Annotated in this window: 23 protein-coding genes; 13 read left to right on the plus strand and 10 right to left on the minus strand. The window is 38.6% G+C overall.

The annotated features are described in order from the left end of the window. Both B2V92_RS25575 and B2V92_RS25580 read left to right on the plus strand, forming a co-directional pair. On the plus strand, positions 1 to 406 hold a 406-nt coding region (locus B2V92_RS25575; protein ID WP_293313447.1), incomplete at its 5' end, for a magnesium transporter. A 9-nt stretch (positions 407 to 415) separates the two neighbouring features. Further along, positions 416 to 1,030 (plus strand): HAD hydrolase-like protein, encoded by a 615-nt coding sequence (locus B2V92_RS25580; protein ID WP_293313449.1) that lies wholly within the window; start codon positions 416 to 418, stop codon positions 1,028 to 1,030. Between the two features lie 376 nt (positions 1,031 to 1,406). Here the strand turns inward: B2V92_RS25580 and ychF are convergent, their stop codons facing one another. Next, a complete protein-coding gene (gene ychF / locus B2V92_RS25585) occupies positions 1,407 to 2,507 on the minus strand; it encodes a redox-regulated ATPase YchF (protein ID WP_293313451.1) in 1,101 nt (366 codons plus the stop codon). Between the two features lie 202 nt (positions 2,508 to 2,709). Here ychF and B2V92_RS25590 point away from each other — a divergent pair, with 202 nt between their 5' ends. Next, the gene (locus B2V92_RS25590; RefSeq protein WP_293313453.1) at positions 2,710 to 3,168 is read left to right on the plus strand and encodes a hypothetical protein; all 459 of its coding nucleotides are present in this window, start codon (positions 2,710 to 2,712) and stop codon (positions 3,166 to 3,168) included. 70 nt (positions 3,169 to 3,238) lie between these two features. Here the strand turns inward: B2V92_RS25590 and B2V92_RS25595 are convergent, their stop codons facing one another. Then, a complete protein-coding gene (locus B2V92_RS25595; RefSeq protein WP_113947092.1) occupies positions 3,239 to 3,562 on the minus strand; it encodes a DUF3276 family protein in 324 nt (107 codons plus the stop codon). A gap of 79 nt (positions 3,563 to 3,641) precedes the next feature. Next, positions 3,642 to 5,432 carry an ABC transporter ATP-binding protein gene (locus B2V92_RS25600; protein ID WP_293313456.1) on the minus strand — a complete coding sequence of 597 codons (1,791 nt, stop codon included), beginning with the start codon at positions 5,430 to 5,432 and terminating at the stop codon, positions 3,642 to 3,644. A gap of 579 nt (positions 5,433 to 6,011) precedes the next feature. Between B2V92_RS25600 and B2V92_RS25605 the strand changes: the two genes are divergently transcribed. The 8 genes from B2V92_RS25605 to B2V92_RS25640 all read left to right on the plus strand — a co-directional run bounded on the left by B2V92_RS25605 (position 6,012) and on the right by B2V92_RS25640 (position 12,038). Continuing rightward, positions 6,012 to 7,100: a Glu/Leu/Phe/Val family dehydrogenase gene (locus B2V92_RS25605; RefSeq protein ID WP_293313458.1), complete on the plus strand. Its 1,089-nt coding sequence runs from the start codon at positions 6,012 to 6,014 to the stop codon at positions 7,098 to 7,100. 52 nt (positions 7,101 to 7,152) lie between these two features. Next, the gene (gene nusB / locus B2V92_RS25610; RefSeq protein WP_293313460.1) at positions 7,153 to 8,103 is read left to right on the plus strand and encodes a transcription antitermination factor NusB; all 951 of its coding nucleotides are present in this window, start codon (positions 7,153 to 7,155) and stop codon (positions 8,101 to 8,103) included. A 2-nt stretch (positions 8,104 to 8,105) separates the two neighbouring features. Next, the gene (locus tag B2V92_RS25615) at positions 8,106 to 8,564 is read left to right on the plus strand and encodes a DUF1573 domain-containing protein (RefSeq protein ID WP_293313462.1); all 459 of its coding nucleotides are present in this window, start codon (positions 8,106 to 8,108) and stop codon (positions 8,562 to 8,564) included. 61 nt (positions 8,565 to 8,625) lie between these two features. Then, positions 8,626 to 8,946: a preprotein translocase subunit YajC gene (yajC, locus tag B2V92_RS25620; RefSeq protein WP_293313463.1), complete on the plus strand. Its 321-nt coding sequence runs from the start codon at positions 8,626 to 8,628 to the stop codon at positions 8,944 to 8,946. A gap of 121 nt (positions 8,947 to 9,067) precedes the next feature. Beyond that, the gene (locus B2V92_RS25625) at positions 9,068 to 10,015 is read left to right on the plus strand and encodes a CdaR family protein (RefSeq protein ID WP_293313465.1); all 948 of its coding nucleotides are present in this window, start codon (positions 9,068 to 9,070) and stop codon (positions 10,013 to 10,015) included. Further along, positions 10,015 to 10,632 (plus strand): dephospho-CoA kinase, encoded by a 618-nt coding sequence (coaE, locus tag B2V92_RS25630; protein ID WP_293313467.1) that lies wholly within the window; start codon positions 10,015 to 10,017, stop codon positions 10,630 to 10,632. The genes B2V92_RS25625 and coaE overlap by 1 nt, the downstream gene beginning before the upstream one ends. A gap of 121 nt (positions 10,633 to 10,753) precedes the next feature. Next, entirely contained in the window at positions 10,754 to 11,695 is a 942-nt protein-coding gene (locus B2V92_RS25635) for an exonuclease (RefSeq protein WP_293313469.1), read from the plus strand. A gap of 199 nt (positions 11,696 to 11,894) precedes the next feature. Continuing rightward, on the plus strand, positions 11,895 to 12,038 hold the full coding sequence (locus B2V92_RS25640; protein ID WP_162799929.1) for a DUF5522 domain-containing protein: 144 nt from the start codon (positions 11,895 to 11,897) through the stop codon (positions 12,036 to 12,038). A gap of 104 nt (positions 12,039 to 12,142) precedes the next feature. Here B2V92_RS25640 and B2V92_RS25645 read toward each other — a convergent pair whose 3' ends face one another. The 4 genes from B2V92_RS25645 to B2V92_RS25660 all read right to left on the minus strand — a co-directional run bounded on the left by B2V92_RS25645 (position 12,143) and on the right by B2V92_RS25660 (position 14,913). After that, a complete protein-coding gene (locus B2V92_RS25645) occupies positions 12,143 to 12,745 on the minus strand; it encodes a Uma2 family endonuclease (protein ID WP_293313473.1) in 603 nt (200 codons plus the stop codon). Between the two features lie 156 nt (positions 12,746 to 12,901). Next, positions 12,902 to 13,618, minus strand: coding sequence for a ZIP family metal transporter (locus tag B2V92_RS25650; RefSeq protein WP_293313475.1), 717 nt, complete (start codon positions 13,616 to 13,618; stop codon positions 12,902 to 12,904). Between the two features lie 3 nt (positions 13,619 to 13,621). Then, positions 13,622 to 14,185: a phosphatase PAP2 family protein gene (locus tag B2V92_RS25655; protein ID WP_293313477.1), complete on the minus strand. Its 564-nt coding sequence runs from the start codon at positions 14,183 to 14,185 to the stop codon at positions 13,622 to 13,624. Beyond that, entirely contained in the window at positions 14,182 to 14,913 is a 732-nt protein-coding gene (locus tag B2V92_RS25660) for a class I SAM-dependent methyltransferase (protein ID WP_293313479.1), read from the minus strand. Before B2V92_RS25660 ends, B2V92_RS25655 begins: the two co-directional genes overlap by 4 nt. Positions 14,914 to 15,229: 316 nt before the next feature. On the opposite strand from B2V92_RS25660, the gene glmM reads away from it, so the two are divergent. Then, complete coding sequence (gene glmM / locus B2V92_RS25665; protein WP_293313481.1) at positions 15,230 to 16,615, plus strand: phosphoglucosamine mutase; 1,386 nt, start codon at positions 15,230 to 15,232, stop codon at positions 16,613 to 16,615. A gap of 128 nt (positions 16,616 to 16,743) precedes the next feature. Further along, the gene (locus B2V92_RS25670) at positions 16,744 to 17,892 is read left to right on the plus strand and encodes a cysteine desulfurase family protein (protein ID WP_293313483.1); all 1,149 of its coding nucleotides are present in this window, start codon (positions 16,744 to 16,746) and stop codon (positions 17,890 to 17,892) included. Between the two features lie 476 nt (positions 17,893 to 18,368). Here B2V92_RS25670 and B2V92_RS25675 read toward each other — a convergent pair whose 3' ends face one another. The 3 genes from B2V92_RS25675 to B2V92_RS25685 all read right to left on the minus strand — a co-directional run bounded on the left by B2V92_RS25675 (position 18,369) and on the right by B2V92_RS25685 (position 22,307). Next, complete coding sequence (locus B2V92_RS25675) at positions 18,369 to 20,324, minus strand: family 2A encapsulin nanocompartment cargo protein cysteine desulfurase (RefSeq protein WP_293313485.1); 1,956 nt, start codon at positions 20,322 to 20,324, stop codon at positions 18,369 to 18,371. Continuing rightward, positions 20,305 to 21,228: a family 2A encapsulin nanocompartment shell protein gene (locus tag B2V92_RS25680; protein ID WP_293313487.1), complete on the minus strand. Its 924-nt coding sequence runs from the start codon at positions 21,226 to 21,228 to the stop codon at positions 20,305 to 20,307. Before B2V92_RS25680 ends, B2V92_RS25675 begins: the two co-directional genes overlap by 20 nt. A 680-nt stretch (positions 21,229 to 21,908) precedes the next feature. Continuing rightward, positions 21,909 to 22,307, minus strand: coding sequence for a transposase (locus tag B2V92_RS25685; protein ID WP_293313489.1), 399 nt, complete (start codon positions 22,305 to 22,307; stop codon positions 21,909 to 21,911). Between the last annotated feature and the right edge of the window lie 159 nt (positions 22,308 to 22,466).

A 22,466-nucleotide genomic window follows, 5' to 3' on the forward strand; every position in this document is an offset into this window, starting at 1 on the left:
TAACAGTGGCTCGCAGGCTTCTACCCTGATTATCCAGGCCATGGCGCTTGGCGAAGTTACCATAGCCGAGTGGTGGCGTGTAATGCGCCGCGAACTTGTTTCAGGGGCTTTACTTGGCATTATTTTGGGCACAATCGGTTTTATCCGCATTGTTACCTGGCAGGAATTACATTTGTATAATTATGGGCCGCATTGGTTTTTAATAGCCACAACTATATTTTTTACGCTGGTAGGCATTGTACTCTGGGGAAGTTTGATCGGTTCGATGATGCCTATTATCCTGAAAAAACTAAAGCTCGATCCCGCTACCTCATCAGCTCCGTTTGTGGCTACTATGGTTGATGTAACCGGGATTGTAATCTATTTTAGCGTTGCCGTATTAATTTTGAAAGGCGTTTTACTTTAAACTTATATCATGCAGAAGAAAATAACCACACTTTTTACCGATATCGGCGGCGTTTTGTTAACCAACGGCTGGGATAGGCAGGCAAGGGGAGAAGCAGCTGTGCTTTTTAACCTCGATTCAGTTGATCTCGAAGAACGCCATCACCTTACTTTCGATACCTACGAAGTGGGTAAACTTACGCTTGATGAATATTTGGAACGCATTGTTTTCTTCGAAGAACGTAATTTTACATACGATGATTTTAAGGAGTTTATGTTCAAAAAATCACTTCCCTATCCCGAAATGATCCAGTTGATCTGTGAGCTTAAAAAGAAATATAACCTTAAAGTAGCCGTAATCAGCAACGAGGGCAGGGAACTGAACCAGTACCGCATCAATACCTTTAAACTGAATGAATTTGTTGACTTTTTCGTGTCATCGAGTTTTGTACATTTCCGTAAGCCCGATGCCGATATTTTTAAGGTAGCCATCGATATTTCGCAAAGTGATGTAGAAACCAGTTTGTACATCGATGATAGGATGTTATTTGTACAGGTTGCCGAAGGTTTGGGTTTAAGGGGTATCCACCACAGCAGTTACGAAGATACCAAAATACAACTGGCTGCTTATGGGCTGGAGGTTTAAGTTTCTAATTATTTCCCGTAAATTTCGCTGATTCGCGCAGAATCAATAAAAAGTATCGTCATTGCGAGGAGGAACGACGAAGCAATCTTTCCTGCTTGTGATACATTCAAGAAAGATTGCTTCGTCGGCTGAAAAAGCCTTCTCACAATGACGAATTTGGCGGCTTATCATTGCGCTACAATTCCTCTGTCAAGAATATTGACTTTTACAGAATAAATTACTACCTGTAAACATAGTTCCGTGCAAATCCGCGGATCCCCGCCTGAACGGCTAGGCAGGCGAGGCAAAAAAAAGCATAGTAAAATACGTTATAAACAAAAAAGCCACTCGCAAGAGTGGCTCTATATTTTTAAGTCCCCTTTAGGAGATTTAGGTATTAAACATTAAACCTGAAATGCATGATGTCGCCATCTTCTACTACATAGGTTTTTCCTTCTACACCAAGCTTACCTGCATCTTTACATGCATTTTCTGAACCCAGGGTTACGAAATCGTTATATTTAATTACTTCTGCACGGATAAATCCTTTCTCAAAATCAGTGTGGATTACACCAGCAGCCTGTGGAGCTGTAAAGCCTTTGGTAATCGTCCAGGCCCTAACTTCCTGTACACCTGCAGTAAAATAAGTATAAAGGTTTAATAATTTATACGCCGCACGGATCAATTTATTTACACCAGATTCGGTTAAACCTAAATCGGCTAAAAACTCCTGGCGCTCTTCGTAGCTTTCCAGTTCGGCAATTTCTGATTCGATTTTTGCAGAGATTACCAAAACTTCAGCCTTTTCGTCAGCAACATTTGCCTTTACTAAATCAACATACTTGTTGCCCGTAACAACCGATGCTTCGTCAACATTACAAACATACATTACCGGTTTCTGGGTAAGCAGGCCCAAATCTTCGATAAAATCGAAATCTTCCTGTGCCAAAGGTGCTGTACGGATCGATTTACCGCTTTCTAAATGTGACTTAACTACAGTTAAAATTTCGTAAGTACGTTTTGCATCCTTATCGCCACCGGTTTTAGCCATTTTCTCTACCTTCTGAATGCGTTTATCAACCGTATCCAGATCTTTAAGCTGTAATTCGGTATCGATGATTTCCCTGTCGCGGATCGGGTCAACAGAACCATCAACGTGGATTACGTTCCCATCATCAAAACAGCGCAAAACATGGATAATGGCGTTTGTAGCACGGATGTTCCCTAAAAACTGGTTTCCCAATCCTTCACCTTTCGATGCACCTTTTACCAAACCCGCAATATCTACGATTTCGATAGTGTTGGGAACTACCTTTTGCGGATTTACCAGTTCGGCAAGTTTTGTTAAACGATCATCAGGTACTGTAATTACGCCAACATTGGGCTCAATAGTACAAAAGGGAAAGTTTGCCGCCTGCGCTTTTGCATTTGATAAACAGTTAAAAAGAGTCGATTTTCCAACATTTGGTAAACCAACAATACCACATTGTAATGCCATTATTTATTAGTCTTTAAGTCTTTAGTCCATAGTCTTTAGTCGGCAATCTTCCGGTCTCCCACACATCATCCATCTTACATTTTCCGTATTACATCTCCGCTAAAACCGCGCAAAGATAAGCTTTTAAAACCTTTATTTAAACCCTTGCTATTGTATCAAATCTATATTTTATCTATGTTTAGCCGAAAATACAGATATATAAATGGAAGATATTGAAAAGGAAATGCCCCAGGAGGTTAAATTGATTGTAACCGAAGAAATGCGGAGTTACTTTTACGACATGAGTAAATGGGCAAGGTTTTTATCGGTTGTGGGTTTTGTGGTTTCGGCATTTTTAACCTTAAGCTCCTTTGGTATAGGGGCGGCCATAAGTGCCAATCCGGCTATGCTCAATCAATTAGGGCCATTGGGAGCAATCGGCGCTACCGGTTTTACCATCTTTTACCTGTTACTGGCTTTGCTCTTTTTTTATCCGAGTTTATTATTGTTGCGTTTTTCGGCCAAAGGGCGACATGGAATTTTATTTGGCGATCAGGAAAACTTTAACGATGCCATTTATCATGTAAAATCGCTGTTTAAATTTTGGGGCGTACTTACCATTGTACTTATCGCCAGTTATTTCCTGTTAATTATTGCCGTATTTAGCTTGGGCGTAAAATAAAAAAAAATATCACGCATAAAAAAGCCTCTTAATTTTATAAATCGAGAGGCTTTTTATTGAAATTATATTACTAAAAAGTAAAATCGTCGCTTGTTCTGGTGCTATGTTCTCCATTTTCTGAATATTCATAGCGTTTTTCAACCACATCCTGGTGGGTTTTGATATAATCAACCGTTTCGTTCAGTCCTTCTGCAAACTTTTCGAAATCCTCTTTGTATAAAAAGATTTTATGCTTTACAAACACACCGTCTTCTAATCTTTTCTTGCTCTCGGTAACTGTTAAATAATAATCACCCGATCTAGTAGCCTTCACGTCGAAGAAATAAGTTCTCTTTCCTGCTCTTACTTTCTTTGAAAAAACTTCTTCTCTTTCCTTGTTGTCGAATTCTCCCATGGTTGGTATTGATGTTGGTTTTTGGTTTCGGTAAATATAAAGCAAATATTTAAAGTTCAAAATACAATTTTAATACAATTTAAATTGTGCGCGTTTCCTCTTCCAAAAGTTGGTTGTTATAAAGCTCCGTATAACTGCCATTTAGCTTAAGTAATTCATTGTGTGTGCCTTGTTCGATGATTTTTCCGTCATCAAGCACTAAAATCTTGTCCGCATTTTTAATGGTAGAAATCCGGTGGGCAATTAAAATACTTGTTTTTCCGGCCATTATTTTACCCAGGTTTTGCAGTATTTCCTCCTCGGTTTTAGTGTCTACAGCCGATAAACAATCGTCAAATATCAAAATCTTAGGCGATTTGATCAGTGCACGTGCAATAGAAACCCTTTGTTTTTGCCCGCCCGATAACGTAATTCCCCTTTCACCCAGCATGGTTTCGAATTTTTCTTCAAAATCGATAATGTTGTTATAAACTGAAGCATTTTTGGCCGCACTGTATACTTCCTCGTCTGTAACTGTGTTTAAACCGAAGGCAATGTTGTTCTTTATCGTGTCCGAAAATAGGAAGACCTCCTGTGGCACAAAACCGATCTGGTTGCGGTAATCTTTCAGGTTCAGCCCTTTAATATTCTTCCCGTCAATATCAATAGCGCCGTTTTCTACATCGTACATCCGCATAATCAGGTTTGCCAATGTCGATTTTCCAGAGCCTGTTTTTCCGATAATCGCTACAAATTCGCCGCTATTGATCTCGAAACTAACCTCTTTTAAAGCTTCAATCCCCGTATCCGGATAGGTAAAACTCACTTTGTCGAATTTAATATTGCCCGATAAAGGTCTTTCCTCAGTCTCTTTTGATTGGATATCAGATGGGATATCCAAAAACTCGTTTATCCTTTTCTGCGAAGCTGCCGCCCGCTGGATCAATGAGGTAACCCAGCCTAGCATCGTTACCGGAAAGGTTAACTGGTTAATATAAATGATAAATTCGGCAATATTCCCCGCGGTGATACTGCCGTTCATTACCTGTATACCGCCAATATAAATGGTTAAAATGGTGCTTAAACCGATTAATAAAAGCATGGTAGGGTAAAACAGGGCCGAAACTTTAACCAGGCTCATCGAATCCTTTTTGTATTCGTTGCTCTGTATTTCGAACATGTTGCGCGTATAATCTTCTCGCACATAAGATTTAATGATCCTGATACCCGAAAAACGTTCCTGTACGAAGCTCGAAAGATCAGATAAACGTTCCTGTATTTTTCCGCTTTTCTTAAAAATCAGGGTATTCACATAATAAATAATGATCACCAGAAAAGGTAGTGGTAAAAGGCAATACACGGCCAGTTTGGAGTTTACATCAAACATCGACCAGATAATAAGCACCGATAATACGAAGGTATTAATGGTGTACATAATTGCCGGTCCAACATACATCCGCACGCGGTTTACATCTTCTGTGGCACGGTTCATTAAATCGCCGGTATTATTGCGACGGTAAAAACCTAGGCTCAGTTCCTGATAATGCTGGTAAATATCATTTTTCATGTCGAATTCGATATGCCTCGACATTAAAATAATGGTTTGCCGCATAAAGAATAAAAACAATCCCCTTAAAAGGTACAGTGCAATAACCAGCAATCCAAAATATAAAAGGTTACTGCTAAAAATGTCGTAAATAATGGCCTGGCGGTCGAAACCATGAAAAAGATTGTAAATCTGGATGTTTTCGGTAATTAGATCTACCGCATAACCGATTACCTGTGCAGGTACAACACCAAAAATATTAGAAATTACCACGAAAATGCTTCCTGGTATTATCCACCATTTATATTTAAGAAAGTATTTGTTTAATTGGCTCAGATGTTTCATGCTGTACAAACTTAGATAATTTTGTTATTCCATGCGGCATATTTATTAGTTAGTGGTTAAGCTTTAAAGAATAATGACAATAAGGGATGTAAAATGGGTCATGTGAGATGGAAGATGTGGCATAGAAAACTAAATTAATTAAAACCCTTAACCTGATTATTAAGATGTTCTTGATTTCTATTTTAAATCAAAGGCATCTAACGCAAAGCTATCGCGCTCGAGGTTACCGATGCTTTGCCCTTTGGCAACCTAGGTAGCCCCTGCCACCTAAACCCGATAGCAGCGTAAAACCCGCAGGTGAGGTACGAGCCGAGGCTTTGAAGCGGATAGCGGGACTTTCGTAACCCAAATGAACCGAACCCGGCTTTTCCAAATAATATCGACCACTTAAATAATGCCTTGGTTTGTGCAGGTACGAACCAAATATCTTCTTCTTTTCTTCAAAAAACGCATACCATTTAAAACCTGCAGATTTATTTATTTTAGCTTCAGTAGAATTAATTTTGTTATAGTTTCGTTAAATACGTGTAATAATCGTTTTTTATTTTAATTTTGCAGCAGGTTAGCCGAACGTTCAATATGCCAGCAAATTCTTCGTCAGATTCATCAATTTTAGATCAATTAAGTGCCTATGGGCATAAAAAGTTGGTTTTTTGCAATGATCCGGATACAGGTTTAAAAGCAATTATTGCTATACATGATACCACTTTGGGACCTGCTTTGGGCGGAACACGCATGTGGAGTTATGCTACAGAAGGCGAAGCCCTTGAAGATGCGCTGCGTTTATCGCGCGGAATGACCTACAAAGCTGCCATTACAGGTTTAAACCTTGGCGGTGGAAAAGGCGTAATCATCGGCGATTCGAGAAAAGATAAAACTGAAACTTTAATGCGCAGCTATGGCAGGTTTATTAAAAACCTGAATGGCGAATTTATAACCGCAGAAGAAATGGGGACCAATACACGCGATATGGAATATATCCGCATGGAAACCAATTATGTTACCGGTGTTCCCGAGTCAATCGGTGGTGCAGGTAATCCGGCTCCATTTACTGCACAGGGTGTTTATTTAGGGATTAAAGCCAGTGTTAAAGAGGTTTTCGGTACCGATATGCTTGCCGGTAGAACCATTGTGGTACAGGGCATTGGTAACGTGGGCGAACACCTGGTGGCTTTATTAAGAAAAGAAAATGCAGAGGTATTGATCAGCGATATCAATCAGGAGCAGTTAACCTATGTAGCCAGAAAGTATAAGGCAAAACCGATCGAGGCCGATAAAATTTTTACAACCGATGCCGATGTATATGCCCCATGTGCCATGGGTGCTACGGTAAACAACAAAACCATCGAAAAAATGAAGTTTGCAATTATTGCAGGTTCAGCCAACAATCAGTTAAAAGATGAGGTTTTAGATAGCGAATTGCTGTTGAAAAAAGGGATTTTATTTGCACCCGATTACCTGATCAATGCAGGTGGATTAATTGCCTGCTACTCTGAACTGACCGGTTTTGGTAAAAAACGTACGGTACAGCTTACCGAAAATATTTATGATGCTACCCGTAGCGTAATTAAATTAAGTAAGGCCGAAAATATATCGACCAACATTGCCGCAAACCAGATTGCCGAAAAACGGATTGCAGACATTAAAAAAATTAAATCGTCATATTAAATCATAACTATTAAAAACAGGTTTTAAAAAAACCGCACTCGTTCTTACATTCATGTTAAACAGAAGGCACTTAAGAATCAAAGCTTTGCAAAACATTTTTGCATGGCACATGGCAGACAAAAAAGACATTAAAGGTGATTTGAAAACCTTGATGCAAAGTATCGATAGCGTGTACGAAATGTACATCTGGATGCTCTCTTTATTGGTAGAAGTTACCGAATTTACTGCTAACGACGCGGCAGAACGCGCAAACAAATTCATTAAAACAGCAGAGGATATCAATCCGAACATGAAGTTGCTACACAATAAGTTTAGCATTTTATTGCAGCAGAATCCTGAATATGTTTCTGCAATCAAAAAGTATAAGGTAGATTGGGGCTTTGATCCCGAAATCCGCAAAACCGTGTACAATGCTTTAAAAGCATCAAAAGAATATGCCGATTACCTTGCTGATCCTAACGAAAGTTTAGAATCATCCAAAGACATTATCAAATACATTTTCCGTAAAATTATTTTAAAAAGCCAGGCTATTATCCAGGTTTTTGAAGAGAAATTTATCAACTGGCAGGTAGATCATGAAGTAATGAAAGGTATGGTTGCCAAAACCCTTAAAAACTTTACTTCTGATGATCCGTTTAAAAACAAACTGACCGAAATCAGTGCCGATTGGGTAGAGGATAGCAAATTTGTGCAGGATCTTTTTGTGCATACCCTGCAGAATGACGCCAAATACCAGGATATGATTGCCGATAGAACCAAAAACTGGGAGTCGGAGCGTATTGCACTTATGGATACGATCCTGATGAAAATGGCAATCTGCGAACTGTTAAACTTCCCATCTATTCCGGTTAAAGTAACCATTAACGAATATTTAGAGTTATCAAAAGATTACAGTACGCCGAAGAGTAATTCATTTATAAACGGTATTTTAGACAAAATTTTAGGCGATCTTAAGAAAAACAATACAATCAAAAAGATTGGCCGCGGATTAATCGAAGATTAAAAATGAAAAGAACATTTATCCTGGCTATTGCTGCACTTTCATTTGCAGCATGCCGTAATGCAAATAACCAAACGTCAGAAGCAGCATCAACAGTTTCTGTTGGTAACGATACCTCAAAAACGGCTAAAGTTGCTCCTGCAGATGCACCGGTTATCGTTTTCGAACGCGAAATTTACGATTTCGGTAAAATAGAGCAGGGCGAAAAGGTAAAACACGATTTTAAACTTAAAAATACAGGTAAAACACCACTTGTTGTGTCCAATGCAACCGCAACTTGTGGTTGTACCATTCCACAGGTGCCAGGTTCGCCTATTTTACCGGGTAAAGAAGGTATTATCAGCGTAGTTTTCAATAGCGAAGGCAAAATGGGTATGCAGGATAAAGTAGTAACCATCACTTCAAACGCAAACCCTACAGTTTCTACCGTTCACCTGGTAGGAGAGGTACTTGCTAAAAAATAATTTAGTTGATTATTGGTCACATTAAAGATCATCAACTATTCATACACAAAAAAAATAAAAAATGACATCAACAGTAATTTTACAGGCAGCAGGCGGATTTGATCCAAGACAGTTAATCATGTTTGGGGCAATTGCGCTAGTGTTCTACTTTTTTATGATCCGTCCTCAGCTTAAAAAAGCCAAAGACCATAAAAAATTAATCAGTGAGTTGAAAAAAGGCGATAAAATTGTAACTACAGCAGGTATTCACGGCCGTATTGCAGATATGAACGATACAACTTTTTTAATCGAAGTTGAAGGTGGTGTGAAAATCCGTTTCGATAAATCGGCAGTTTCTTTAGATGCTACAAAAGCAACAACTCCGGCAGCGCCTAAAGCTTAATAAAAAATAATTAAAATTTGAGCAGTCCCGAAAACTTTCGGGACTGTTTTTGTTTTACTACATTTGATTAAATGCATTTTTGGATGTTTTTTCCTGCTTACATTTAAGATTTTAACGGATTATGCCCTTTATTAGATTAACTAAAATTGAAAAAAGACGTGTATTTAGCCTGTTGGCATGTTTGCTGCTGGCCATTGCTGCATGGCTTTTTATGGCATTGAACAATAAATACGAATATGTGGCCAAAACGGTGCTGGTTTTTAAAAATACGCCAACCAAAAGGGCCTTTTATCCTTTGCAATCCGATACGATAGATTTGAGGGTGGAAGGAACGGGCTGGCAATTGTTATTTGCCAGGTTAAGGATCAGCCCTCCGTCTGTTAACGTAAATTTAAGTCAGCTCAATACAAAAGATTTTATTGTTTTTTCCGATCAGCTTTATAACATCAATAAGCAATTGGAAAGTTCGCAAAAGGTGATTTCTGTTAAGCCTGATACGCTTTATTTCGATTTTACCAAACGGATGGTGAAAAGAGTACCGGTAAAACTGATCGATAAACTGAGTTTCGAAAAACAGTATGGCATCTCCAGCGAAATTATCCTCAATCCGAAATATGTTAAGGTTGCCGGACCAAAGGAAGAACTTGATAAAATAAAATTCTGGCCTACCGATACGTTAAAACTCGATAAAGTGCAGAACAGCAGTACCACAAGGGTAGGGTTGCAGCACAGTATCCATAAAAATGTGAGCATTTATCCTTCTTCGGTAGAAGTAAAGCTGCCGGTTGATGAATTTACGGAGAAAACCATTGAGGTACCTTTAAAAATTATCAATAACCGGAATTATAACAGTATAAAACTCTATCCTAAAAAGGTTAAAGTTACTTTTTTAGTGGCATTGAGCAATTTTGACCAGGTTGACGAAAGTTTCATCACGGCAACTATTGATGCTGATGAGTGGCTCAATTTAAAACACCGCCAGTTTACCGTTAAAATAACCGAGTTTCCCGATTATTGTAAATTGGTAAGTGTAATGCCTTCCAAAATAGATTTCATAGTAGAAAAATAATGTATAAAGTAGGGATAACAGGTGGTATAGGAAGCGGTAAAAGTACCGTTTGTAAGGTTTTTGAAGTATTGGGGATCCCTGTATTTTATGCAGATACCGCTGCAAAAGAAATGATGACCCAGGATGCTTTACTAGTAGAGGGTGTTAAATTGGCTTTTGGCAACGAAAGTTATTTCGAAGATGGCAAACTCAACAATAAACATATTGCCGATATTGTTTTTAATAACGAGAAAGCACTCGCACAATTAAATGCCCTGGTTCATCCAGCCGTTTTTAGGGCTTTTGATGCCTGGGAAGCCACCATTCCTTCTACTGTTCCATATACTTTAAAGGAAGCCGCAATATTGTTCGAAAGCGGCTCTTATAAATTTTGCGATACCACTATTTTGGTTACGGCTCCTTATGGGATTAAAATAAAGCGTTTGATACAGCGCGATGGCCTTACCGAAGAGCAGATAAAAGCCCGCATGGATAAACAGCTTAGCGACGGCGAAAAAGCGAAACTGGCCGATCATTTTATTGTTAATGATGAACAGCGATCCATCATCGAACAGGTTTTAGCACTGCATCAACAATTTCTTAAGTCGGCCGAAGGATTTAAAAGTGCCAATCCATAATCTACTTAAATCCTTTTATCCTAATCATGATTTTAGAAGATTTTTTTCAACATAGAAATTTAAAAGTATCATTTTTTAATTCACTAGAATCATAGCATCCTTAAATCCTTTCATCCTAATCATGATTTTAGAAGATTTTATTACCATTACCCCAACGGGATTGTACTGTGTTTACGGCGATTTTTACCTCGATCCGCAACAGCCCGTTAAAGAAGCAGTGATTTCTCATGCACATGGCGATCATGCCATTGGAGGAAGCCAGAATGTACATTGCACAGCACCTACGGCAGCTTTTATGAAACACCGTTACCGCAAGTTTGCCGCGGTTGATTTTTTCACCAAAAGCTATCGCGAAACCTTCAGGATAAATGAGGTAAGCATTTCCTTTTACCCTGCCGGACATATTTTGGGCTCTGCACAGGTTTTAATGGAATATAAAGGTATTAAATACCTTTACACAGGTGATTATAAGATAGAGCCTGATACAACCTGTGAGCCTTTTGAATTTGTGGAGGCCGATGTGTTGATTACCGAAAGCACGTTTGCAGATCCGGAAACCAAACATCCTTCACCGGTTGATGAAATCAAAAAACTAAACGAAACCAAAGCCAATATCATGCTTGGCGCCTATGCCTTGGGCAAAAGCCAGCGGATTATCCAATTGTTGAACGAGCATTGCCCAACACGGAACATAATGGTGCACTTTAGCATTATGCCATTCGTTAAAATATATGAGGATTATGGCATGAAACTGGGCAATTACAAAATGTACGACCGTAAAGTGATGAAAAATTATCACGAAAACCAGGTTTATATCGTTCCGCCAATGGTTTTTCATAGTTATCATAAGGCAATCAATGTGGTACGGGCATTCGCGTCAGGCTGGAAAAATCTGCAACAGCAAAACGGAATTTCGCTTTATATTTCCGATCACGCTGATTGGGACGCGATTTTAGAAACCATCGAAAAAGTAAAACCGAAACAGGTGTGGACTTTGCACGGTGATGGAAAACAGCTTAAAGATTATTTTAAGGATAAACTTGAGGTTAAAATACTTAATTAACCAGGGTTCGTCATTCTGAACTTGTTTCAGAATCTTTAGTTATCTTAATCAAATGAATGATTGAATGAGAGCATAAATGAATGATAGAATAACCGAATGAATGATTGAGTGGTTAAAGGTCTAAGTTAAAACATTCTATCATTCAAAATTCAATCAATTAAAATTCACCAATTCACTCATTCAAAATTCAATTTTAGCTATGAAAGAAGGCGAAGATTTTTATTTTAACGAAGATGGACTGATGGTTTTTACTGAAGCCTATCACCTAAAACGGGGCTATTGCTGCAAAAACAAGTGCAAGCACTGTCCGTGGGGTTATGGAAAGAAGAAAGAGAAGAAATAGTCCAGTTCCCAGTTGGCAATTTTCAGTTTGCGGTTAAGCTTAAAGAAGGCATGTTTTAAGATACTTTGTATACAAATGGAGCGTAAACTGGACTTCCTTCTTAGTTACTTTACGCTAAATCGCACACGCTCATAAATATCAGCTAAAGCCACATCAAAACCCATTGAAACCAAGGTGAAAGTATCAGAAATCTCTTTGTAATCGTTAAGTATCCACTCTTTTTCTTCATTAATATAATAAGCTTCAACCGAAACCGATTCCGAGTCGATCATGATGTATTCTTTTAATGATGGGATATCTTTATACAGGTTAAATTTTTTGCCTCTATCATAATTTTTGGTTGAAGGTGAAAGGATTTCGATGATAACAGTTGGTAGAATAAAGGTTTCTTCATCAATATCAATATGTTTTACGTCATCACAGTAGATAGAGATATCCGGATAGGTGAATAAGGTGTTTTCGGGAATATTCATTCGCATATCACTCCCAAAAATGTTGCACGACTTTCCTTTTAACTTATTGCCCACCGCCAGAAAAATATTGGAAAACAAGATGTTATGTTTAAAGCCCGCACCCGACATTGCAAATATATCACCCTGAAAATATTCATGTTTTTCGGTTGATTCTTTTTCCATTTCCAGGTATTCTTCAACGGTGTAACGTCTTTTTTGATAAGCTACAGCTGGTTCGTTTACAATGTTTTCCATAAACTAATTTACTGAATTATAGCTGCGATCTGAAAACTATAAACGATTTAAACGCTTAAAAACGGCTACGGGGCGATTGCTTTGTTCGGATTGGTTAATCGGTTAACTGTTTAAATCGGTTAACTGAAAACTGCTAACTGAAAACTACCAACTAAACTAATGTCCGGCAAAGAAACCGATCAATGCTACGCCGATTCCCAATAGTACAGCGATCATTTTACGTGTATTGATTTTATGATCGGCGCTCGATTCGAATAAAATTGTGGTAGAAATATGTAAGAAAATACCGATTACAACACCCATAATTTTATTGAAATAAGCATCCAAACCGCCAATCGTACCATTGCTAAGGCCAACACTTACGTAAAAACCCAGCGGAGCCATTACCGCAAATAAAATAAGATATAGGATAATGCTGCCCTTTTTAAAATGGTTCTGCATCAGTATACTGGCCAATGCAAAAGCTGCAGGGATATGGTGTAACGCAATACCGAAAATCAATTCGTTGTGCTGTTCTTTTGCCAAAGGCATCCCTTCTAAAAAAGCATGCAGGCATAAACTGATCATAATACCGAAAGGGAAAACGTGTCCATCATGATGTTTATGGATATGGCCATGCTCTACACCTTCTGAAAATTGCTCCAGAAAAATCTGCAATAAGAAACCAATCAGGATAAAAACACCAATTTGCCACTTATCCGGTCCGCTGTAAGCATCAGGGATTAGATGTAAAACCGTAATGGCAAAAAGATAGGCCCCACTGAAAGATAGAATCAGTTTCAGCAGTTTAGATTTATCGCTCTTTACCAGAAAAATAGCTGTTCCGCCCAAAAAGGCACAGAAAAAGAGTACGCAGAGTTTCCAGATTTCCATAGGTTAAAAATCAGGTTGTAATTTTTTAAATATTCTCGAACAGATCACGCCGATCGTAATTCCCAGTAATGCACCGGTAGTTACGTCAATAGGGTAGTGCACACCTACATATACCTGCGCAAAACTGATGATAAATGCCCAGAATATACCGATTGGTAAAATAGGTTTCCATCTACTGTAAAATACGCAGATCAGAAATACGGCAATCGCAAAATGGTTGGTGGCATGCGCAGAAGGAAAACTCAAACCACTGCCGCAGGGAACGCGATGGATGATATCGTTAGCCAAACTCATGTCGTTGCAGGGCCTTACCCTCGATACCCAGGGTTTTATCACTCTTGAGGCTATTAAATCGCCCATAGCAAAGGTAAAGAGTACCATGCCAATAATATAATAACCTGTTTTTTTATACTGTTTAATACAGAATACAACGATAAACAGATAAAGCGGCGACCAAAAGAAACGGTTGCGCATTAAAGGCATCAACCAATCAAAAAAGCTATTTGAAAGTCCGCGGTGGATTTTCAGGAACAATTCTACATCAAATTGCTGTATGCTTTCTATCATGCTTTTTTACAGATTAAAATTAAGCGATCGGAAGTGGAGTGGTCAAAATCCTCTAAACTGTAGTTGCCAAAAGTTTGTTCGATCTGCATGCCTGCTTTGGTAAGCATGCGCTCAAAATCTTCAAAACTGAAGGCCTGCACACGTTCTTCAAAATTATATACCTTGTGGTTGTCTTCAAAATTGATTTTTTTGATGATTTTTCCTTCAACAACATTTTTGGTAATGTTAAAGGTAATGCCATCGAGTGATTTGGTTTCGCATGAATTTAAGTTGCGGATAATTTTTTCGGTGTTAAAATAATCCAGCACCAATATCCCATCAGCAGTTAAACATTTCCTAAAGGTTTTAAGTGCATTTACATGTTCTTTTTCGGTATCAAAATAACCGAAGCTGGTAAAAAGATTTAAGGCCACATCAAAATAGTTGATGTAAAAGAGCCTGCGCATATCGTGTACCAGAAAATGCAATTTGTTGTTTTCGAACTGCTTGGCATATTTAATGCTTTGTTCAGAAAGATCTATCCCGGTAACATCAAAACCTTTTTTGTTCAGGTAGATGGAGTGACGGCCTTTTCCACAGGCAATATCCAGCATTTTGGCATTGGCCTTCGGATTTAGGAAATGGGTGAGTTTATCAATAAAAAACTCGGCTTCAGCATCATTCCGTTGTTGATATAGAATATGATAATATGGCGAATTAAACCAATATTGAAACCACTTGCGCTGCATATAAAAGCCGTTTGTATCTTAAAAAGATGCAAATATAAGGTTTTACAACCGCTAGTGAAGTTAGAATATGCTTTTATGCAATAATGTTGCAAGAATATTATGGTTCGGGTTTTTATATTGTTGAAAATGAATGTAAAAATTGAAAAATAATTAATGGTTAAAACATACGTTTGATTTTTATTGCCTGACTAATTTCTATCAAACACATCGTGTTTGTAGATATAAAAACAATGTAAATTTGCTTGGCAAAACCTTGCTAAATAGCATCTATCTTGTTTTTTTTGTTATTTTTGGACCTCAAAATAAAATATACACGGTGACTTTAATAAAATCGATTTCAGGAATACGCGGAACCATAGGCGGAAGGGCCGGCGACGGCTTAACGCCATTTGATATTGTGAAATTTACAGCGGCCTTTGGTAGCTGGGTAGTACAAAAAACTGGCAATAAACGCATTGTTTTAGGTCGCGATGCCCGTATTTCGGGTGAAATGGTAAATAACCTGGTAATCGGAACTTTACAGGGTTTAGGTATCGAAGTAATCGATCTTGGATTATCAACAACACCAACCGTAGAAGTTGCCGTTCCTGATGAAAATGCAGGTGGTGGTATTATTTTAACCGCCAGCCATAATCCAAAACAATGGAATGCCCTGAAATTATTAAATGCAAGCGGCGAATTTATCAGTGATGCCGATGGCAAAGAGGTTTTAGATCTGGCCGAAAGTGCTGATTTTGATTTCGCTGATGTAGACAAATTAGGGAAAGTAATCAAAAACGATACCTACCTTCAAAAACATATCGATAAAGTTTTGGCATTGCCTTTAGTGGACGTTGAAGCCATTAAAAAAGCCGATTTTAAGGTAGTAATCGATTGCGTAAACTCTACAGGTGGCATTTTTATCCCTGCTTTGTTAAAAGCTTTAGGCGTTAGTAAAGTTGTTGAATTATACTGTACACCAGACGGACATTTTCCGCACAATCCAGAGCCACTTCCGGAAAATTTAACCGAAATATCAAAAGAAGTTCAGAAACAGAATGCCGATTTAGGTATTGTGGTTGATCCGGATGTAGACCGTTTATGTTTCGTAAATGAAGATGGCAGCATGTTCGGCGAAGAATATACTCTAGTAGCTGTTGCCGATTACGTATTAAAAAACACGCCTGGAAATACAGTTTCCAATCTTTCATCAACCCGTGCTTTGCGCGATGTAACAGAGAAAGCAGGATCGGAATATAATGCTTCGGCTGTGGGCGAAGTAAACGTGGTAAACAAAATGAAAGCGACTAACGCTATTATTGGTGGTGAAGGAAATGGTGGTATCATCTATCCTGAATCGCACTATGGAAGAGATGCTTTGGTGGGTATTGCTTTATTCTTAACACATTTAGCTAAATTTGGTAAATCGATCTCCGTATTAAGGGCCAGCTATCCCCAATACCACATTTCTAAAAACAAAATTACCCTTACGCCAGAAATGGATATCGATAATCTGTTGAAACAGGTAGAAGAGAAATACAAAAACCAGCCTTACAGTACTATTGATGGTTTGAAGATAGAATTTGATAAAACCTGGGTACATTTGCGCCGTTCGAACACCGAACCGATTATCAGGATTTACAGTGAGGCCGAAAATGAAACCATTGCCGAAAGTTTGGCAAACAAGATCATTTCCGATATTAAAGAAATATTACACCTTTAATCCCTTTGGATTAAAGTATAAAATCCCGGTTTGGATTTGGTTAAAACTAAATCCAAACCCTTTTAAAAACAAAGATGTTAATGAGCAAAACATCTTTGTAACATACTAACTTTTAAATATTCATAGAAATGAAAAGGGTCTATTTAGATAATGCGGCCACTACGCCTTTGGATGCGGCAGTAATTGCGGAAATGACAAACGTGATGGAAAACTATTTCGGTAATCCATCTGCCATTCACGCGCTTGGCCGCGAGGTGCGTACGCTAGTGGAGAAAGCCCGTAAAACCGTTTCAGGTCTGTTAAACGCATCACCTTCCGAAATATTCTTTACTTCTGGCGGTACCGAGGCCGATAATACTGCTATCCGTTGTGGCATTGCCGCATACGGCATCAAACATGCCATTACCTCTAAAATTGAGCATCACGCCGTTGAACATACTTTAAATACCATGCTTAAAAATGGTGAGATCGATAAACTGAGTTTCGTTAATATCGACGAAAAAGGCAATGTTGATTATAATCATTTAGAAGAACTGCTTCAAAATAACGAGCGTACTTTTGTATCGTTAATGCATGCCAATAATGAATTGGGTACCTTAACCGATATGGTTAAAGTGGGCGATATCTGCGAGAAATACAATGCCATTTACCATGCAGATACCGTACAAACCATGGGGCATTACCCACACAATGTAAGGGAGCTTAAAGCACACTTTATTGTTTGTGCAGCGCATAAACTCCACGGACCAAAAGGCGTTGGCTTTTTATATGTAAACAGCAATATCAAAATCCCGCCGATGATTTATGGCGGTGCACAGGAGCGTAATATGCGTGGTGGTACCGAAAATGTGTATGGTATTGTTGGTTTGGCCAAAGCCTTAGAAATTGCTTATGCCGAAATGGCCGAACACCAAACGCATATTCAGGGGCTGAAAGATTATTTAAAAGAGCAATTAATTGCAGAAATCCCGGGTATTGGTTTTAATGGCGAAACTGATGCCGATAAAAGTCTTTATACCGTGCTCAATGTTTCTTTCCCTGAAATGGATATGGCCGATATGTTGTTGTTCAATCTGGATATCAACGGTATCTGCGCTTCGGGCGGTAGTGCCTGTTCTTCGGGTTCGAATATTGGTTCGCACGTGTTAAACGGTATCAATGCCGATCCAAACCGTCCATCGGTGCGTTTTTCATTTAGTAAATACACCACTAAAGAAGAATTGGATTATGTAATCGAAAAAGTTAAAATGGTAGTGAAGCAAAATGCTTTAGCATAAAAATATCATTAACCAAATAGGAGAGTCCCGGTGAAAATCGGGACTTTTTTTGTTTTTGAATTTGCCAATAATAAAAATATTTTATTTGTTTTTTGGAAAGCAGGGGCAGCATTTCATTTTAATGTTCGTCCTGCTTTTCATTTCAAATCCTATCCCGATGAAAAATCGGGATGCGGGTTTCCCATTTCAATCAGGTTTATATACAAAAGCTGGCGTTGCTATGAATGGTTAATAGTATGGCGCAAAAAAAAGGGGGCGATTGCAAACCCCAAATATTACCACAGGCTGTGCCACCTAAACCTGATCGGAACGAACACGAGTGCAACGAAGTAAAGTGTAGAGCAGGACTGTATCTGCCAAACGCCACTGCACCTGATTTCCAAAAAATAATGATAATTTAAATCAAAATACCTGGCATAAAAGATATTAACCAAATAGAAAAGTCCCGGTGTGAAGCCGGGACCCACGGTTATTTTTTATTTATAACCACTTCTTAGGCGATATAAGGTTTCTACCAATACATCTACATCGGCACAGGTATTATAAAAGGCTAACGATGGCCTTACGGTACTTTCTAAACCAAAGCGCCTTAAAATAGGTTGCGCACAATGGTGGCCGGTTCGTACTGCAATGCCCTGCTTATTTAATGCCTGACCAACTTCATCGTTGGTGTAACCTTCAAAAATAAAAGATAGTACACTCGCTTTTTCATTTGCGGTGCCTATTAACTTTAAACCGGGTATTTCGTTTAAAAGTCTGGTAGCATAAAGCAATAAATAATGTTCGTATTGGTGGATGATATCAATGCCGATTTTATTTACATAATCTATGGCTGCGCCCAAACCAACCGCATCGGCAATATTACCCGTTCCGGCTTCAAAGCGCGACGGCGCATCATGGTATTGGGTATGCTCGAAAGTAACATCTTTAATCATATTACCACCACCCTGCCAGGGAGCAGTCTGATTTAACAAGTCTTCTTTCCCATAAACAACGCCAATACCTGTTGGTCCGAAAACCTTGTGCCCAGAGAAAACGAACCAGTCGCAATTTAGTGCGGTAACATCTGTACGGATATGGGAAACAGATTGTGCCCCATCAACGAGTACTTTTGCACCAGCAGCATGTGCCAGATCGATGATCTGTTTAGCCGGAGTAACCGTTCCTAAAGCGTTTGAAACCTGTGTAAAAGAAACCAAGCGTGTTTTTGGTGTAATAAGTTTAACATACTCATCCAATAAAATCTGCCCCTGGTCGTCAACAGGAATAACCTTTAATTTTAGTCCTTTTTTAGCTGCAAGTTGCTGCCAGGGAACAATATTGGCATGGTGTTCTAAATGACTGATGATAATTTCGTCGCCAAAATTAAGATTTTGTTCCCCCCAGCTTTTTGCAACAAGGTTGATACCTTCAGTTGTTCCACGCACAAAAATTACCTCATTTGTTGAGGCCGCATTGATAAAAGACCTTACTTTTTCGCGTGCGTCTTCGTAAGCATCGGTAGCGCGTGCCGCAAGCTCATGTGCTGCCCTGTGGATATTCGAGTTTTCATGCTCATAGAAATAAGTAATCCGATCTATAACCTGTTTGGGTTTTTGGGTGGTTGCCGCATTATCCAGCCAAATCAATGGTTTGCCATTTACCGTTTCCTGTAAAATCGGGAAATCTTTTTTGATCAGATCAACATTTAGCAGCGGTTTGGATAAAGCGGCATGGGTAAATAAATCTCCTGACCCTTTTTGATGCGCTGATGAAAAATCATGGTTTGGGAAAGATTCCCTGCGGTTGGCTAAAAAATAATAATCCGATGCGCTTAAATCGGGCGCAGAGGTAAAGGGAAGTTGCTGAATTGCTCCAATTTGTGTTATTTCTGTCAGTGCTTTAATTAACGCTTCATCGTGGTTCGAAGAAAATAATGCTGAGGGTTCTATGCTTGAAGCGAATTGACGGGCGAAAGGATTGCCATCTCCAAAATCTTTAGTCTTATGTTGCTCAATGCTATTGAAATGAGGATCGTTTAAACTGGTTTGAGGTTTTTTTAGATCGAATTCATTTTTATGCTCCAGATAGGATGGTGATTTCCCGCTTCCTGATACTGATGACGGAACAATACCATCAGCATTAACCGGCTCCTTCGGTAGGTAAAGTTTTTCATCTGCAATTTTTTGCGCCTGTAAACTTTCTGCAGCTGTAGGAGAGGCTCCAAAACCAGATGATGGAACAGAAGCCTTTGTTTTAGGTTCGAAATGCGGATCCGGAAAACTCGTTTGCGGATCTTCCATGTTAAAATCGTTATGATGCCGCTCCTGTTGTGTGGCTACATCCGGAATTGCATTTTTACTACCCGGAAGCGCAGAGAACAAAGCATTGGCCAATTGTTCTAAAGCAGCCTGATCGGGAAGGTTATGGTTGTTATGCGTATTTATACTCATGGTATTTTCCGATTTCAACATCCTCAAGAACAGCAATTGCATCATCTACAAGAACCGCCAGTGAGCAGTATAGTGAAACTAAATAAGAGGCAATTGCCTTGTCGTTAATTCCCATAAAACGGACAGATAAGCCAGGGGACTGCTCGCCAGGTAACCCCGGTTGGTACAAACCCACAACACCCTGTCTGCTTTCGCCCGTACGGATTAACAGGATTTTTGATTTACCATTTACAATAGGCACTTTATCTGATGGAATTAAAGGAATGCCCCGCCATGTTAAAAACTGCGATCCGAATAAAGAAGCGGTTGGTGGTGGAACACCTCTGCGGGTACATTCCCTTCCAAAGGCTGCAATAGCTAAAGGATGTAACAAAAAGAATCCAGGTTCTTTCCAAACTTTCGTAATCAATTCGTCCAGGTCATCAGGGGTAGGTGCACCGGTGCGTGTTTTTATCCTTTGCGAAGCAACAATACTATTTAAAAGCCCATATTCTGCATTGTTGATCAGTTCGCTTTCCTGACGCTCTTTAATACTTTCGATGGTTAAGCGCAATTGCTCCGAAATCTGGTTATATGGCTTGCTATAGAGGTCGGAAACGCGGGTATGTACATCTAAAACTGTATTTACCGCACTAAGGTTGTATTCCCTTGGATCCTCTACATAATCGATAAAGGTATGCGGAAGCTCACGCTCATCCCTTCCCGAGCAGTCTACTTCGGCGTAACTGCCGTCTTTAACTTTATTTAACCTGTAAACACCTGATTCAACGGGAATCCAGTTTAACAGATGGGTTAGCCATCGTGGGGTGATGGAAATCATCTGGGGTACCGTTCGTGTGGCAATTGCCAGCTGCCTTGCCGCAACGTCGCCTAATGCGGTTTGTTTGTTTTTTAATTCTGCCATTTTGGTTTATGTTATTAATTAATATTTGAATATAGAAATAATAAATACAAAACCTATAGGAATAGTAGTTTTTATTGAGCGTATTTAATTTTGTTAGAAATATTTTTATTTGTGGAATAAAAACGTTATATTTAATTAACATAAAGGCAATCCACGCCATATTATCTGTTGTTCCAGAACGAAACCTTATCAAATTCCCGTGGTATAAGGTTAAGCAAATTTTAAAATAGCTTTTTATTATTATTAAAATTGTTAACCCTGAAAGCCCGCCAGGTTTTCAATAATTTATATCATCATGGAAACGAACCACAACACTCAAAATCTGGAAAACGCTAAACTGGAAGAAAAATTGAATGAAGAAAGGAAACACATTTACAAGTTTATCTTCAATCCGTTTTCTTTCGAATCTTCGAACCATTTCAATAAAATCCATAAAAGGAGGTTTCATTCTTTCGGATGTATCCATGAGTTAGGAAAATTACCTGGGGCAATGTTGTAAAAATGGTATTAAGAAGTTATAATTGGCGGCTAAGCTCCCTCGTAATGTCATTTCGAGCGGAGTGCAACGTAGTCGAGAAATCTGTTCCGAGATAGATTTCTCTATTTCACTACTTCTATGGTTGGTGGCTCACCAACCATAATCATTTTTATGTCTTAATCATCATCGAAGGTAACATGAATTAAAATACATCCCTATAATCAGTCAGTATATTAAAATCATCAATACCTGTTTTATAAAATCTGGCAGATGACCAACGGTAATCTTCTGTATTTTGAGCTAAACGCCACCGTTCTTGAAATGGATTATAATGAATATAATTTAATTTTTGCTCTAAAATATTAATATCAAACATATTGATTGCGAGCGAATCCCTTTGCCATATTCTATATTTCCGGTCTGATTCGCTTACCTCAAAAAGTCTTAAAATATTAGGGTTATTGATGATGAGGTCTTTTCTTAATTCATGAGAAGTATCCTTCAAAAAACTTGAACTTGGTTTCTCTTTGCCATTTGGTTTTAAGATTTTCAAAATTAAATGAATGTGGTTTGGCATGATAACAAAACCATAAACTTCCATAAAACTTTGCTTAACGAGTTTTCTTAAGGAATTTAAGACTATTTACTTATAATTGGTCGACTTTAATAAGTGCTTCCAATCCTTAATTGTGCAGGTCCAAAAGTAAGTTTCATCATATTCAAGGAATGATTTTCTTCTATCTTTAAAAATATCAGAATC

Source organism: Pedobacter sp. UBA5917 (assembly GCF_002432345.1).
Lineage (GTDB): Bacteria > Bacteroidota > Bacteroidia > Sphingobacteriales > Sphingobacteriaceae > Pedobacter.

Excerpts from the sequence above, each read along its gene's own strand:
- ychF (WP_293313451.1), bottom strand. The coding sequence starts at position 2,507 with ATGGCATTACAATGTGGTATTGTTGGTTTACCAAATGTTGGAAAATCG.
- B2V92_RS25645 (WP_293313473.1), bottom strand. The coding sequence starts at position 12,745 with ATGGAAAACATTGTAAACGAACCAGCTGTAGCTTATCAAAAAAGACGT.
- B2V92_RS25640 (WP_162799929.1), top strand. The coding sequence starts at position 11,895 with ATGAAAGAAGGCGAAGATTTTTATTTTAACGAAGATGGACTGATGGTT.
- B2V92_RS25635 (WP_293313469.1), top strand. The coding sequence starts at position 10,754 with ATGATTTTAGAAGATTTTATTACCATTACCCCAACGGGATTGTACTGT.
- B2V92_RS25580 (WP_293313449.1), top strand. The coding sequence starts at position 416 with ATGCAGAAGAAAATAACCACACTTTTTACCGATATCGGCGGCGTTTTG.
- yajC (WP_293313463.1), top strand. The coding sequence starts at position 8,626 with ATGACATCAACAGTAATTTTACAGGCAGCAGGCGGATTTGATCCAAGA.
- B2V92_RS25655 (WP_293313477.1), bottom strand. The coding sequence starts at position 14,185 with ATGATAGAAAGCATACAGCAATTTGATGTAGAATTGTTCCTGAAAATC.
- B2V92_RS25615 (WP_293313462.1), top strand. The coding sequence starts at position 8,106 with ATGAAAAGAACATTTATCCTGGCTATTGCTGCACTTTCATTTGCAGCA.
- B2V92_RS25625 (WP_293313465.1), top strand. The coding sequence starts at position 9,068 with ATGCCCTTTATTAGATTAACTAAAATTGAAAAAAGACGTGTATTTAGC.
- B2V92_RS25670 (WP_293313483.1), top strand. The coding sequence starts at position 16,744 with ATGAAAAGGGTCTATTTAGATAATGCGGCCACTACGCCTTTGGATGCG.
- B2V92_RS25685 (WP_293313489.1), bottom strand. The coding sequence starts at position 22,307 with ATGGAAGTTTATGGTTTTGTTATCATGCCAAACCACATTCATTTAATT.
- B2V92_RS25595 (WP_113947092.1), bottom strand. The coding sequence starts at position 3,562 with ATGGGAGAATTCGACAACAAGGAAAGAGAAGAAGTTTTTTCAAAGAAA.
- coaE (WP_293313467.1), top strand. The coding sequence starts at position 10,015 with ATGTATAAAGTAGGGATAACAGGTGGTATAGGAAGCGGTAAAAGTACC.
- nusB (WP_293313460.1), top strand. The coding sequence starts at position 7,153 with ATGTTAAACAGAAGGCACTTAAGAATCAAAGCTTTGCAAAACATTTTT.
- B2V92_RS25680 (WP_293313487.1), bottom strand. The coding sequence starts at position 21,228 with ATGGCAGAATTAAAAAACAAACAAACCGCATTAGGCGACGTTGCGGCA.
- B2V92_RS25650 (WP_293313475.1), bottom strand. The coding sequence starts at position 13,618 with ATGGAAATCTGGAAACTCTGCGTACTCTTTTTCTGTGCCTTTTTGGGC.
- B2V92_RS25590 (WP_293313453.1), top strand. The coding sequence starts at position 2,710 with ATGGAAGATATTGAAAAGGAAATGCCCCAGGAGGTTAAATTGATTGTA.
- B2V92_RS25600 (WP_293313456.1), bottom strand. The coding sequence starts at position 5,432 with ATGAAACATCTGAGCCAATTAAACAAATACTTTCTTAAATATAAATGG.
- B2V92_RS25660 (WP_293313479.1), bottom strand. The coding sequence starts at position 14,913 with ATGCAGCGCAAGTGGTTTCAATATTGGTTTAATTCGCCATATTATCAT.
- B2V92_RS25605 (WP_293313458.1), top strand. The coding sequence starts at position 6,012 with ATGCCAGCAAATTCTTCGTCAGATTCATCAATTTTAGATCAATTAAGT.
- B2V92_RS25675 (WP_293313485.1), bottom strand. The coding sequence starts at position 20,324 with ATGAGTATAAATACGCATAACAACCATAACCTTCCCGATCAGGCTGCT.